This window comes from Gramella sp. Hel_I_59, assembly GCF_006714895.1.
Lineage (GTDB): Bacteria > Bacteroidota > Bacteroidia > Flavobacteriales > Flavobacteriaceae > Christiangramia.
The window spans coordinates 555,090-569,378 of sequence record NZ_VFME01000001.1; the positions used below are offsets into that span (position 1 = coordinate 555,090).

The 14,289-nt window shown below is 35.8% G+C and carries 12 protein-coding genes and 1 tRNA gene; all 13 read left to right on the plus strand.

What is annotated here, in order from left to right; genetic code table 11:
* The first annotated feature begins 19 nt into the window (after positions 1-19).
* A complete protein-coding gene (locus tag JM79_RS02545) occupies positions 20-1,354 on the plus strand; it encodes a TolC family protein (RefSeq protein ID WP_141876664.1) in 1,335 nt (444 codons plus the stop codon).
* Between the two features lie 2 nt (positions 1,355-1,356).
* Positions 1,357-1,539: a CPXCG motif-containing cysteine-rich protein gene (locus JM79_RS02550; RefSeq protein WP_141876665.1), complete on the plus strand. Its 183-nt coding sequence runs from the start codon at positions 1,357-1,359 to the stop codon at positions 1,537-1,539.
* A 68-nt stretch (positions 1,540-1,607) separates the two neighbouring features.
* Entirely contained in the window at positions 1,608-1,961 is a 354-nt protein-coding gene (locus tag JM79_RS02555; RefSeq protein ID WP_141876666.1) for an STAS/SEC14 domain-containing protein, read from the plus strand.
* 57 nt (positions 1,962-2,018) lie between these two features.
* Positions 2,019-2,091 (plus strand) — tRNA-Met (locus JM79_RS02560).
* Positions 2,092-2,593: 502 nt separating this feature from the next.
* Positions 2,594-3,361 carry a DUF6577 family protein gene (locus JM79_RS02565; RefSeq protein ID WP_141876667.1) on the plus strand — a complete coding sequence of 256 codons (768 nt, stop codon included), beginning with the start codon at positions 2,594-2,596 and terminating at the stop codon, positions 3,359-3,361.
* Positions 3,354-4,463, plus strand: a complete 1,110-nt coding sequence (locus JM79_RS02570; RefSeq protein WP_141876668.1) for a nucleotidyl transferase AbiEii/AbiGii toxin family protein — start codon at positions 3,354-3,356, stop codon at positions 4,461-4,463. The genes JM79_RS02565 and JM79_RS02570 overlap by 8 nt, the downstream gene beginning before the upstream one ends.
* A 1-nt stretch (position 4,464) precedes the next feature.
* Positions 4,465-5,883 carry a hypothetical protein gene (locus JM79_RS02575; RefSeq protein WP_185739448.1) on the plus strand — a complete coding sequence of 473 codons (1,419 nt, stop codon included), beginning with the start codon at positions 4,465-4,467 and terminating at the stop codon, positions 5,881-5,883.
* A gap of 1 nt (position 5,884) precedes the next feature.
* Entirely contained in the window at positions 5,885-6,787 is a 903-nt protein-coding gene (locus tag JM79_RS02580; protein ID WP_141876670.1) for a hypothetical protein, read from the plus strand.
* Positions 6,780-7,571, plus strand: coding sequence for a hypothetical protein (locus JM79_RS02585; RefSeq protein ID WP_141876671.1), 792 nt, complete (start codon positions 6,780-6,782; stop codon positions 7,569-7,571). The genes JM79_RS02580 and JM79_RS02585 overlap by 8 nt, the downstream gene beginning before the upstream one ends.
* A 141-nt stretch (positions 7,572-7,712) precedes the next feature.
* Entirely contained in the window at positions 7,713-9,179 is a 1,467-nt protein-coding gene (locus JM79_RS02590) for a DUF3375 domain-containing protein (RefSeq protein ID WP_185739449.1), read from the plus strand.
* Positions 9,176-9,760: a DUF4194 domain-containing protein gene (locus JM79_RS02595; protein WP_141876673.1), complete on the plus strand. Its 585-nt coding sequence runs from the start codon at positions 9,176-9,178 to the stop codon at positions 9,758-9,760. The genes JM79_RS02590 and JM79_RS02595 overlap by 4 nt, the downstream gene beginning before the upstream one ends.
* Positions 9,738-13,139, plus strand: a complete 3,402-nt coding sequence (locus tag JM79_RS02600) for an ATP-binding protein (RefSeq protein WP_141876674.1) — start codon at positions 9,738-9,740, stop codon at positions 13,137-13,139. Before JM79_RS02595 ends, JM79_RS02600 begins: the two co-directional genes overlap by 23 nt.
* Positions 13,136-14,287, plus strand: coding sequence for a Wadjet anti-phage system protein JetD domain-containing protein (locus tag JM79_RS02605; protein WP_141876675.1), 1,152 nt, complete (start codon positions 13,136-13,138; stop codon positions 14,285-14,287). The genes JM79_RS02600 and JM79_RS02605 overlap by 4 nt, the downstream gene beginning before the upstream one ends.
* Positions 14,288-14,289 lie beyond the last annotated feature (2 nt).

A 14,289-nucleotide genomic window follows, 5' to 3' on the forward strand; every position in this document is an offset into this window, starting at 1 on the left:
TCAGAATAAATAATTTCGAATGAGATTAAGAAAATTTATCCTTAGTTTTTTGATCGCACTTTTTTGGAGTGTTGGTTGTGTTGCGCAGGATAGCCTGCTCACTAAGCAGGAAGTTATTTCCAGAGCTTTGGATGAGAACTTTGGAATAAGAATCGCTGAGAATAATGTCGAAATTGCCGATAACAATCAGAATATTCTGAACTCTGGCTATTTGCCGACACTTACAGGACTCGCCGGAGCGAATTACGATCTGAATGATCGTGTTACCGAACCTGAGAATGGTGAAACGGTAGATCAGCGCGGGATTGAAAGTAACCGTTATAATGCTTCTATAAATTTAGGATACACCTTGTTTGACGGCCTGGGACGTTTGTATAATTATAAAAGTCTTCAGGAGCAGTATGATCTCTCTCAACTAGAAGCCCGAGAAACTATAGAAAATACCATTCTCCAGATCATGAGCGTGTATTATGAAGTCGCCAGACTTTCAGAAAACATCAATGTTCTTGAGGAGACATTGGAGATTTCCCAAAATCGTGTAACCCGTGCTCAATATCAATTTGAATATGGACAGGCAAACAATCTTGTGGTTCTAAATGCGAGGGTAGACGTGAACAACGATAGTATTTCTTTAATCGAGACTGAACAATTACTCAAAAATACCAAGCGGGATCTAAATGTACTTCTGAATAGAGAAATTACTGCGAATGAATTTTCTGTAGATACTACAGTGACTTTTATCAGTGACCTTGAGCTGGATAGTTTTATTACTGAAGCTGAAATCAATAATGTTTCATTGTTGCAAATCGAGCGAAGTCTGGAAATTAGTGACTACGATATCAAGATCAATAAAAGCGGATATTTGCCTTCTATAGACCTTACTGGATCATATGGCTGGAATTTGAACCGAAGTGCTGCAACGGCCTTCTTTCCAGGTAGTACGACGACTACAGATGGACTTGCGGCTGGAGTAAGTTTACGCTGGGATTTGTTTGATGGAGGTTTTAGAAATATTCAGGTTAGAAACTCTAAAATAAGATATCAGAATCAGGAAATTCAGAAAGAACAATTAATCAGTCAGGTTCAACGGGATATCGCGAATTCCCTCGGAAATTATCGAAACAAGCTGTTTATTCTGAAGGTGCAGGAAGAGAATGTTGAAACGAACCTGAATAACTTTAATCGATCTGAAGAGCAATATAAACTCGGAAGGATTTCTTCTATAGAATTCAGGCAGGCACAGATCAATCTATTAGATGCCAGAACCAGTCTCAATCTTGCTAAGTATGATGCGAAACTCGCAGAGCTACAAGTTTTGCAGTTGACCGGTCAATTACTGAATGTAAATCTCTAGTTATGTACGAACATTTCTTTCAATGTCCTTACTGCTGGGAAGAAGTCTCTGTACTTCTGGATCCTTCTGTGCGAAAACAAACTTATATCGAGGATTGCGAGACCTGTTGCAACCCTATAGAGTTTCATGTAGAATTTGAATCGAACGAACTGCAGATGTTCGAAGCTCAGCCAATTGAGCAATAAAACCTCTTCGCTTAACAAAACCGAAGTCATTTTAATCTATCTTAGTAGCTAACCCTACACCATCAACCATGTTAGCAACTTTCGATCTTCCAGGTCATGTGATCGGAATTATTATCAACTCAGATCTTACAGATGAGGTTTTAGACGATGTAATTCTAGAGATCAAAGCTCGTTTTGATCAATACGATAAGGTCAATGTTTATTTAGAGCTTGAAAAAGGTCATGAAATTAGTTTTAATGCACTTCTAAAAGGAATAAAATTTAAATATTCCAACGCAGATCTTTTCGGTAAAATAGCTATCGTGACAGATAGTTCGTGGTTCCAAAATGCTGTGAATGTGAGTGATATATTTCTGAATGTAGAGGTGAGGACTTATGATGTCAAAGATAGGCTGGATAGTCTCCAATGGATTTCAATATAATTTTTAAAAAAAGTTTGGTTAGAAACTAAAAAACGTCTTATATTTGCCGTCCAATAGCGCGGGATAGAGCAGTAGGTAGCTCGTCGGGCTCATAACCCGAAGGTCACTGGTTCGAGTCCAGTTCCCGCTACTAGCAAAGACAAGGCTTCACAGAAATGTGGAGCCTTTTTTTATGGTGTGGGTACAACATAGGTACAACATTTCAAGGTTTCTCTTACCCACTTCAAATTGATACGTTTCTATATCAAATGCTAATACATTCTATTTTTCTAATCTAATTTTAATAAGATTTGGATTTCATAGTCCACTCAACCCATTGCAATGCATTTGGCGAAAAGTTATATTCAGGAAAAAAAGCGTACTTACAAAATTCTTAGACACAACTTCAAAGCTTCCGATTTTTATTGAGTTAATCCTGAATTAAAAACGCAGAACACTTCATTTCTAATCTACCTCTTTTAAGTTAAGTCCGCTTTTAATAATTCTTCAAGCAACAACTTTAGTTGATATCCTAATAAAAGTTTAAATTAACCATTTCCAATAATTACCACTTCATCTGCATAGTGGCAAATATTAGATTTCAAATATTTACCACTATTTTGTATATTTGGCAAAGTTTTAATACGACAGTTATGCCAAAAGTAATAGAAAATAGGCTTATAGAAGCATTTAAAGGACGTAGTTCGTTTGATAGGGACGAGCTATTTCAGTTCTATTCGGACTATGAGCCAGACTTGAAGGAAAGCACTTTTAGTTGGCGAATATATGACTTGAAGAAAAAGGATATTATCAAGACTATTGGACGTGGACTTTACGTGATTTCCTATAAACCGAAATACAAACCTAACCTAAGTGAAATTACGCTGAAACTAGTTAGGAAAACAAATGATAGATATACGGATATCACATATTGTGTTTGGGAAAATCAATGGCTTAACGAATTTACACAGCACCAAACATCCAATCAAATGATTATTGTGGAAGTGGAAAAGGAATTTACAGAATCACTTTATTATTATCTCAATGATTCTTTGCGAATGGATTTTTTCTTGAATCCAGGTGAAAAGGAAATAGAGTTTTACATTTCAGAAAGTACAGTACCAGTAGTTATAAAGCGTCTTGTCACAAGGGCGCCAATAAGTAAGCTGAGAGACAAAAAAAATACAGTTCCTGTCGCCACACTTGAAAAGATAATGGTGGACTTGTTTGCTGATGAAAACCTGTTTCATTTTTACCAAGGTTCTGAACTTATCAATATCTATGAACAGATACTAGAACGATACAGTATTAATTTCACAAAACTCTTTAGTTATGCGAAAAGGCGTAAAAAAGAGCTAGAAATAAAACAATTTATGAATAACCACATACCGAATATTTTAGAGGACATCATCAATGATTGAAAAAGTAAGTTTTACAAAAGAATGGCTGGATGACTTCCGGACAAAAAAAGAGCATAAAAGTATTAATGTGACCATATTAGAAAAAATGGTTCACGCCCTTTCCTTGTTAGAGCATCTAAAGTTAGCAGGACTTGATTTTGTCTTTAAAGGCGGTACATCACTCGTACTTTTACTTAGAGAAGGCAATCGGTTTTCAATAGATATCGATATAATTTCGAGTGTAGAGCGTGAACCACTGGAAACGATCCTTGATGCTGTTGTTGCCAATTCACATTTTAAAAGCCACACTTTAAACGAGCGACGCAGTTATAAAGAAGGCGTCCCAAAGGCACATTATACTTTTGAATTTGATTCGGTTTATAACCCGAACGTTCCTGGAACGATTCTGCTAGATATTCTTTTTGACAGCGCACACTATCCAGAGCTTATAGAGTCTGCAGTTGATATTTCTTGGATATCAGTTGTTGAGCCTATAACTTCAATTACCACGCCTTCCGTAAATGCAATATGTGGCGACAAGCTTACTGCATTTGCGCCAGAAACAGTCGGTATTCCATATTACAAGGGCGATGGATTGTTTACAATGGAAATTTGTAAGCAATTGTTCGATTTAGGCAAGTTGTTCGAGGATATTACAGATATGAAAATAGTTAAAGCTAGTTTTTCCGCTTTCGCGAAAGCGGAACTATCATATCGGAGTTCTAACGAAGAGTTCAACAAAAGAAATCTAACTGAAACAGATGTGCTTTTGGATGCCATAAATACGTGTGCCATTATCGCTAAGAGGGAACGTAACCCAACAGCAGACTCAAAAAAGAAGTTTGCCGATTTGAATTCGGGTATACGAAGTTTCGGTAGCTCGTTTTTAATGGCAGGAAATTTCAGAATAGAAGAAGCACTTGCAGCTTCGGCCAGAGTAGCTTATTTAAACGCTATTTTGTTACAAGATAAGATAACAGAAATCGAGTACTACGAAGAACAAGACATAAGCGAGCTTAATATTGAAAACTCAGATTGGGCGTTTATAAATAAACTAAAAAGACAGCCAGATAAATCAATATTTTATTATTGGTTTAAGGCTGTGGAATTAATAGCTGAATAATATGGAGTTGAAAAATATTGTGGAAATATGCGTCGCAATTGATATTGCTATTCTGGGTATTGCCTACCCAATCATTATTGATAAAATTTCAAACATAGGACATAAATTTTCATCAAATTACTTAGCCAATGCTTTTGAAAATGAATTCCCACAGACTAAGTTCTTAGGGCGTTTACCAGGTAGGTCAAGAAGAATAACAATTTTCGAATGGGTTCTATTCTTCACTATTGGTTCCTTCATTTTACTAATCCTGAATTTAAAACCTCTTTTTTGGGAAGACGTATATGTAATGCAGAACTCTGCCAAACTTTTAGTTCTGCTATTGACATTTGTCTTAGTAATCATATTTATAATTTGGCTCGATAAAGTTTCTTTGTATAACGGTAAATCTACTCGTATTCTCACTTACATTATTTCCAAATACAAAGATTTTGATGAGCCTGACGAGGACGAGTATTATTTTAAAATTATTAATGAGCTCGCAATATTTGCTATAAAAACTCAGGACAAGGGTTTAGAAGAAACTTTACTTACATTTTACACAGAAGAATTTAATAATACCCGTGCCAATTTCTTAATACCTCGTGAAGACGATAGACCAGAAGGTTTTGAGAATTTTAGAGTGGATTTTAATCACGAATTTCATCAAGGAATAAGAGAGATAATTAGAGAAGTATCTAAAGGAAAGAATGACGATTTAAGGAGCCTTGAGCATTTTGCTGTAAGTGGTGTTTGGTTTATGGGGCACGGAGTCTTTGAGACACCCATTTCACAAGAAACCTATAAAGAACTGTGGAGAAACGTAGTTCTTATATCAACAAATGCTGGCTTCGTACGTCAATATTGGGGTACAGCTCATCAATACTATGATTTTGGATTAAAACGTGTCTATGGAAATAATTATGATTTTGAAAGTAGAACGTACGACAATCAATCACAAATAGACATAAGAGATAGTGAGCGTAAACGATTTTTTGAATTTCATTTGGCAATGGGTGGACTTTTAGTCTATCAGAAAAATTATGATGCTCTTAAAACATTATTGACATATACACAGCGACAGCCGCCAAATTATGTTTTGTTACCTCAATATACAACCGAAATATTTGCTTGGTTCAGTAGTTTCAAAGATGAATTTGGAAGAGGATATTACCCAATAGACTTAGCATATCCATTTCCAGGATTAGATAACCTAGGAAATAGACGGCAAGTTACTTACTACATCTGCCAGTACATAGCACTACTTTTTTTAAGGCAGATGAAATTGCACCTAGAGCAAAATAATCGACACGACCTTGAACAACCTACATTACCTACAGCAGAAGTTTTGGAGTTACTAAAATGGCAAGAATCTGTTGGATATTTTAGATTTTGTCTTAAAAAAGTTTTGAAGAACAAGGAGCTCTTAAATACTCTCTAAAATGAAAAAGAAGAAATTAAAAACAGAAGCCAGTCGATTTCTAGATACGTTAGAAGAATCACTTAAAGTCGCCATTGATGAGACTAGACTCAATGCTAATATTGACAAGGAAAAAGAAAATGAGTTCTACATAAATTCAGAAATAAGTATTGTAGAAGCATTTCAAAAATTTGACGTAATTAAAAATGCCAATGAAAGTTTTTCAAAAGAACCCACTATATCTTATAGTGTCAATGGGTTGATGGATCTATTTCAAAAATCAGCATTCACGACTGGAGATATTCCCCATATGAATGCTGACACTATTTTGTCACAGCAAATAGTATATCAAAATATTAACTATTACATTCCAAATACCTTCTTATCTGCTAAAAAACGAAGATATCTGCTTAGAAAAGATGACTTAGTTAAAGGAATAATTAATCTAGATTTAGATTTTGAGAAAGATATTATAGTGGCAATGAATCTTAATATCTATGGAATTAAGGATTTTGAAAAAATTGAAAGTAAAATTATAAGAATACCGTCTACTGGACTTAAAAATGTAATTTTTGTTCTACCAAAGTCTGATTTACCTATAATGAAACATAGGAATCTTGATATAGAAGAACAAAAGCAACATCATCTCGGAATATTAGATGATAACAGAAAGGTTTATGCTTCACTAATTGACCTTACAGATGAAAATAATATAGAACAAAGAGAAAAATGGAATAAATCTGGAACTGATTTTACAAAAAATTTGAAGGTTCAACTAACCATAGCTTTTATGACTGAAATCGTATGGAAAGTACAAGCCAATGTTATTCAAATTAATATCGAAAATTCTATGGAAGAACAGGGAATCGTAAATGAATTGTCTGATATAGAAAAATTAGTGCCAAAGCAAGAAGCTAATGATTGATTTTAGAAACCCACACCACATAGAACCACCAGGTGCTCTACGACAAATATTGGAACATCCTTTTAATAAATCTGAATCTATTGAGCTTGCCCTATTTCCAGAACATCGCTACGCATTCTTTTACTGGAACAAATGGATGCGCAAAAATGAAAGAGATAATCCACCTTGTCTAGTTTCATTGGATTGGCATCAAGATTTGTGTTATACCTGCGAAACAGAAAAAGAATGGCTCGAAGCTCTTGATTTATCAAGTGACGCTGACGTTTCGGTTTTTTCTTGGGCGAAATTGGCTGGAAACAACGATGGTCATATTCTATGTGCCGCACACCTTAATTTGATTGGTGATATTTATGTGCATTGTCGGCAAGAAATGGGTCGAGACACTTGGGAAGATGAAGTGCTTCAAGATAGCTACGGTAATAAGCATACCATCAAAAAATTTAAAACCTACCAATCGCTTCAAGATGCACTTTTGAACTCTACCGAAACATCTGTGTTTTTCGGTATTGATTTGGATTTCTTTTCAGTCAAAAATGGCTTGAGCGACGGTTCATTCAAGTTTACTTATTTGAAAGATGATGCGATAAGAACCATGCTCGACAAAAATAATCCTTTAATCAAGTGGATTTTTGAACGAATAAAAGGATTTACCATTGCTATTGAACCCGAACATTGTGGTGGGCTTCTCAAAAGCAATAAATTTCTTGACCTCATTAGCGACATCTACTTCAGCCCAGAGTTATTTGCACCGAAGAGTAATTGGAAATGGAAACCAAGATACTGATTCAGAATTGTACTATTTATTGGCAAAGTTCTCCTTCATTTTTCCATAAAATTCAGCTATATTTAAAGCCAATTTTAACAATTAATTATTAGGCACACCTAATTTCGTTTTTCGGATAATTTGAAAGTGCTTTAATGTATTTTGAGAACTTTTGAATTAGAAGAAATAAAGTCCATTCTTGAACACGCACCGAGCGTCAAGATTTTGACATCCCGTAATCGGGAATTGATTCTGCTATTTCTTTTGTCGGCTTTTCCAGATACCAGTAAAAGTCATTCCTACGATTTTCTTCACACCAAACTTGCCGACCATTTGGAAAGTATCCAATTAGAGGAAGATGAGGAAAATGACCTTCAGTTTGCAGATACTTATGATGTAAAGGCCAAAAAGCTGATTAAAAGATGGACACAACTGGGTTTTCTGACGAGCTTTAGAAATGAAATCGGCACACCACACTACCAACTTACTAATCACACCACCAAAACCCTTAATTGGTTGGAAGGTCTTAAGAAAAAAGAGTTTGTAGGAACCGAATCAAAATTCAAGGAAGTCTTTAACCAATTAAAAGAACTTGTAGAATGGACCAATGATGATGTTGAGAAACGCATCGAAATTCTTGAGGGTAAAAAGCGTGAACTTGAAAAAGAAATCGACGAACTAAAAATTAGCGGCAAGGTAGATACCTACCAAGAATATGAAATCATTCCAAGGTTTCAGAATATTAATGATACTGCAAAAGAACTGCTTTCAGATTTCAAAGAGGTTGAACTTAACTTTAAGGAAATTTCCAAAGAAATTTATTTGAAGTACACCAATTCTGATTTATCCAAAAAAGAGGTGTTGTCATTTACTTTCGATGCCATTGATAGGCTCAAAAAAAGTCATCAAGGAAAAAGCTTTTATGCATTTTGGCAATTTCTCATAGACCGTGGCCTTAAGACCGAATGGAATAGACTCATAGAGGAATTGTTGGGCAAATTAAGAGAAAAGAAAATTGAGGTCGATGACGATTTTCTTACAGGTATCAAAAACAATCTTTTCGAGACTGGTCAGCACGTGTATCGGGCAAACGATAAAATGGCTGAAAAAATCAGTCAAATCATTAGGGAAAGTGACTCTTTACAAAGAGAAAGCCTAAAAAGGCTTTTGGCAGAAATCAAGAACCTGCTAATTCAAACAAGTAGGGTTCCAAAATCGCCCGATATATCCATAGAACTGGAAAGTGAGCCAGAAATCAACTTAAATTTTGACAAGAAACTCACGCTTGAGAAAAAGAAAGATAGAACCTATAGCCAACGACCACAAGTTGTTCCAAAAGACCTTGAGCAATCATCGCAATTTGAGAAAATAGCCGCAAAGAGAAAAATAAGTAAAAAGGTTTTGAATGCAAATATTCTGCGAACCCTTGAAGCAAGAGGACAGGCTTCTTTAGCAGAGATTATCGATGACAATGGCGGTGTATCCCAAGGTCTGCATGAAGTGTTTGGGTATTTCAGTATTCTAAAAAACTTCAAACATACCTTCAATAGTGATAAAGAAGCACAAATTCTGTTTGATGGAACAGCGAACAAAATGATAAGAATACCGGAAATAATTATTACAAAATGAACAGTTTAAGTTCCAATTTAAAAGAATATTCCTTGGCTATAGTACGATTGCTAAAAGGTACGGTAAATAGCGATGACAAAGTCTGGGACGATGTTCTGTTATATAGAAAATCCATTCAAGAGTATGTTAACGTTATCGGACTAGAGTTGATTATCAAGGAAAATGATGGTTATGCTTTCTTAAAGCAATTCCCCATTGATGATGATGACAACACAATAGGATTGGTTTCAAGAAAACAGGTTGGGTTTGAGACTTCGGTACTCTTGGTGGTACTGCGACAGTTTTTGGAAGATTTTGAAACAAATCCTGTGGATTTTAGCGGGTCAGAAAAGTTTATTGATAATGAAGAACTAATCAATCAAATTGAACTTTTTCTTCCTGAAAAATACGATAAAGTTGGCTATTTAAAGAAGCTTGAAGACTACATCAAGCGAATAGAAAAATTGGGTTACATAAAGAGGTTGGATTCTGACGACCTAAACACCCGATACCGAATACATAAAATCATAAAAGAAAAAGTGAGCATAGATGCACTTGAAGAATTTAAAAACAAACTGAATGAATATGTTGAGTCTATTTAGTACTAGGTCAGATACTTCCGGATTTAGGCTCAACTATCTTGAGGTCTATAACTGGGGAACATTTGATGATGAAATAATAAGGATAGAACCCAAAGGGAACAACTCATTGCTTACCGGTGCCAACGGTTCGGGAAAGACAACTTTCGTAGATGCGCTATTGACCCTATTGGTACCACAAAAAAAGGACAGGTTTTATAACCAGTCGTCAGGCTCAGAGAAAAAAGGTGACCGTACAGAAGAAAGTTATGTGCTAGGTGCTTATGGTACAATATTGAAAGAAGGTGCCAGTAGCGCAACAGCCCAACGGCTTCGTAATAAAGAAACCTATTCCATACTATTGGCTTCCTTTGGGAACGAAAACCAAAAAAATGTCACCCTTTTTCAGCTAAGGTGGTTCTCGGGCAATGAAATGAGGCGAAGTTATGGTATAGCCCACGTATCTCTTAAAATCGAAAATCACTTTCCGCAGTTCGATGACAAGAACCTTTGGAAACATCGATTAGAGCAAGAGTTCAATAGTAATACCTCGAAAAATAAAGTTGAGTTTTTTGACGATTACCCTACCCGATACGCAAAACGTTTGGTAGCTGTTCTGGGGATGAAATCGTTGAAGGCCTTAAAGCTATTTAATCAAACTGTAGGCATAAAGGTTTTAGAAGACTTAGACGGCTTCATCAGGATAAATATACTTGAGGATAAAAAGCCCGAAGCTACTTATATTGAACTCAGAAACAGCTTTGTAACGCTAAGTAGTGCTAAAAACAAAATCGACAAGACCCAAGAACAAATCAAACAGCTAGAACCTATAAACAACTTGGCAGAAAAACTTCAAGATAAGACTAGCAAAAAGAACAAATTAATCCATTCCAGAGACCTCGCTGTACTATGGTTTTCTAAAAAGGGAAAAGCACTTTTTGAGGAAGAGAAGGAAAAATTGGATGCCGAAAAGGATAAGGTCGAAATGCAATTAGAAGAACTTGATGAAAAAGAGGAAACACTTCGTGAAGATTTGAACGAAATTAACAATCAAATAAAGAATGATGAGATAAGTGCCCAAATCGACAAGCTTACCAAGAATGTAAAAGAAATAGAAATAAAAAAGTCGCAACGGCAAACCAAGTTGGATTCTTACAATGCTTTTGCTCGAAAACTGACCCTTGAGGAAAATCCAACTAAAATTGCTTTTGATGAAAACAAAAGTAAAGCTGACGAGAGAGCATCTGAAACAGATGCAGAACGAACGCAAAAAATCGAAGAAAGAACCGCTCTCGAATTTGAAATAACAGAAAACAAAAAAGCAATCGATGATATTGTCGAAACAATAGAGACTCTTCGTAAAAACGATAACAATATATCTGGTCGAGTGGCCTCAATAAGAGAGGACATCTTAGCCGTAACAGGTGCTTCAAAAAAAGAAATCCCTTTTGTCGGTGAACTCATCAAGGTAAAAGACGAGCAGTTAAAATGGCAGTCTTCAATTGAAAAGGTGTTACATTCTTTCGCCCTTCGGCTAATTGTTCCTGAGAAATATTACAAAACGGTAAACACCTATGTAAACGATACCAACTTAAGAGGTAAAATTACGTATCTGCGCCATACCGATTCCTTGTTGAGTAGTTTCAACACATCGTTCCAGGATGATGGTAAGCTCATTAGCAAGCTGGAATTTAAGCAGAATTCACCCTATGCAGATTTTATTGAGGACAATATACTATCACGTTACAATTACTCGTGCGTTGATGATTTGAAAGCTTTAGCGAAAGCAGAAAAAGCAATAACCATCAATGGGCTCATCAAAAGAGGGAAGGGCAACCACGAGAAAGATGATAGGGCTAAAATTAATTCTAGAAATAACTATGTGCTGGGATGGGACAACAAGACCAAAATAAATGCGCTAAAGGACAACTATACTGAGCTTCGGCAAAAAAGTAATACACTTATTGACGAGAAGAAGCGACTAGATATATCCGTAAAGGCACTTGCTGATTTAAATAAAAATTACAATACGTTTTTGGCAAGTTTTGACACTTATGACGAGATAGATTGGAAGAGCTGTATGCTCGAAATCCAAGAGATAAACGATACTATCAAAGAACTAGAAGAAGGTAATGACAAGGCCAAAACCTTAAGAAAACGGAAAAAAAGTCTAGAAGATAAGATTGCTAAAAATAAAGCGGCGAAGAAACCCAAGTCTGAAAGGGTATTCAACATCAATAGGATATTGGACGAAATTCAAGGCGAACTTAAAACTTTTGAATCCCAACTCGAAATATTATCTGAAAGCGAAATAGATATATCAGATTTTGACACCGCTAATCCATTATTAAACAATTTGTCCTTTAAGGATTTTAAGCAAGATAGGTCAGCATTTCAGGAAGAAAACAAAAAGGCACTTGAAGAAATTGAGAAGTCAATTTATAACATTAGGGAAAAGTTGACCCCTAAAATCGCCACATTTAAAAGTCCAGGTACTGAAGTTCTTAAACAATTTCCGGATTGGGGTTCAGATGTAAGCGAACTGACTAGCAATCTTTACCATCTTTATCAATACCAGGACCTTTACAAAAAACTCAAAGATGACGATTTGCCAAGCTTCCAGAACAAATTTGACACGTATTTAGAGGACACCATCATTGATAAGGTAGGTGCATTTAATTTCTTTTTTGAAAAATGGATTGAAGAAATCAAGAAAACCATAAAGACCCTCAATGCTTCGTTACAGGCCATTGATTTTGAAGTCGCCCCAAGAAGTACATACATTCAACTGTCTGAACGAATGGCGCTATCCGAGCAAGCTGATGATTTCAGAAAACTACTTCACGAGGCTTTGCCTGACGTCACACAAATAACGAGTACCGAGTCAAAAAGAATTCATTTTGAGAATTATATAGCACCATTAATCGAACAACTTGATGATGAAAAGTGGCGTAAACAAGCCCTTGATGTTAGGTATTGGTTTCAATATCGCGCTGAAGAATATGTAAGGGAAGATGACCATAAAATAGCCACGTTTGAGAGTATGAGCCATAGGTCTGGTGGTCAAAAAGCACAGCTTACCTATACTATATTGGGTGCGGCCATTGCATATCAATTCAATCTGACTTCACAGGGATTGGAGGCCAATTCGTTCAGATTTGTGGCCATTGATGAGGCGTTTAAGGCTCAAGACCAAGACAAATCAGAATACCTTTTAAAGCTTTGCGAACAGCTTCACTTGCAGGTATTGGTGGTGACGCCTAGTGATAACATCGAAATTGTTGAACCCTATATTTCCTTTGTGCACTTTACTGAAATCGAGAACGGTAAAAAGAGTTCGTTGTACGATATGCCAATCGAGCAGTTTCAAAAGGAAAATGAAAAATTTTTGGTAACCGATTGATATCATCCATTGAAATAAAGAAAAAAGCTATTCGAACTTATGCTTCATTTTTGTCCTCTCTGGTCAATGAGGAACCCCTTTTTCCTATGGAAATCAGGGGAAATAAATCACCAGGAAAATCAATTGAGGTTTACAGAAAAGAAATGGATGATTTATTGACCGCTTCAAAAAGCAACAACAAATATGGTTTCACTATTGATTGTGCGAAAACCAAAACCCGTTTTTTAGGAACACAAAGCCTGCCTAAGCGAATTTACTTTGAAAATGAACCCGATTATGTTGGCTACCTGAATAAAATTAATGAAGTCAAAACCTTCAAACAATTAAAAGATGAAACTTTAAGTCTTTTTCCAGAGCTCAGAAATTGGCTTGGCAACCATCCTATGAAATTGGTTGCCAATATTGTACATTGGCAAGATATTCTTAAAGTAGTCAGCTATTTTAAGTCCAATCCCAAACCTAACTTTTATATTAGGGAACTTCCAATCAGGGTGCACACCAAATTCATAGAGCGGAACAAATCCATACTTCGGGAATTGATGGATATAGTTATTATAGATTCAATGAATGTTGATGAACTCAAACATTTTGAGAAAAGATTCCATCTAAAATACAGCGAAACTTTAGTACGGTTTCGTCTGCTCGATAGTCAGATAGCGCAGCAATATTTTTTAGGACTAGAAGATATTTCGATAAGGATAAGTGATTTTTCAAAGATTAGCTTACCTATAAAACAGATTCTTATCGTAGAAAATTTAATGAATTTACTCACCCTTCCCAAGATGCAAGGCATCCTATCCATTTTCGGTGAGGGCTTTAAAGCACTATCGCTAAAGAATATTGAATGGCTAAAAGATTGCGAAATATGGTATTGGGGCGATTTAGATGCCCAAGGATTTGAAATTCTTTCTGGCTTTAGAAGTCATTACCAACAAACCAAAAGTCTAATGATGGACAAAGCTACATTTGACCAATTCTACGAAGATGATTTAGAAACAAAATCAAAGATTTTCTCGCTGCCAAATCTCACAGAAGCCGAGAAACATATGCATCAATTGCTCTTCAAAAACAAATGGCGCTTGGAACAAGAGAAAATCCCGATGGACTATACCCTTTTGCAACTTAAAACACTAACCGAAGAACCATAAAA

Bases quoted from the DNA above. Each gene is read 5' to 3' on its own strand.
- JM79_RS02595 (WP_141876673.1), top strand. From the start codon at position 9,176: ATGAACAGTTTAAGTTCCAATTTAAAAGAATATTCCTTGGCTATAGTA.
- JM79_RS02580 (WP_141876670.1), top strand. From the start codon at position 5,885: ATGAAAAAGAAGAAATTAAAAACAGAAGCCAGTCGATTTCTAGATACG.
- JM79_RS02555 (WP_141876666.1), top strand. From the start codon at position 1,608: ATGTTAGCAACTTTCGATCTTCCAGGTCATGTGATCGGAATTATTATC.
- JM79_RS02565 (WP_141876667.1), top strand. From the start codon at position 2,594: ATGCCAAAAGTAATAGAAAATAGGCTTATAGAAGCATTTAAAGGACGT.
- JM79_RS02550 (WP_141876665.1), top strand. From the start codon at position 1,357: ATGTACGAACATTTCTTTCAATGTCCTTACTGCTGGGAAGAAGTCTCT.
- JM79_RS02585 (WP_141876671.1), top strand. From the start codon at position 6,780: ATGATTGATTTTAGAAACCCACACCACATAGAACCACCAGGTGCTCTA.
- JM79_RS02575 (WP_185739448.1), top strand. From the start codon at position 4,465: ATGGAGTTGAAAAATATTGTGGAAATATGCGTCGCAATTGATATTGCT.
- JM79_RS02600 (WP_141876674.1), top strand. From the start codon at position 9,738: ATGAATATGTTGAGTCTATTTAGTACTAGGTCAGATACTTCCGGATTT.
- JM79_RS02545 (WP_141876664.1), top strand. From the start codon at position 20: ATGAGATTAAGAAAATTTATCCTTAGTTTTTTGATCGCACTTTTTTGG.
- JM79_RS02570 (WP_141876668.1), top strand. From the start codon at position 3,354: ATGATTGAAAAAGTAAGTTTTACAAAAGAATGGCTGGATGACTTCCGG.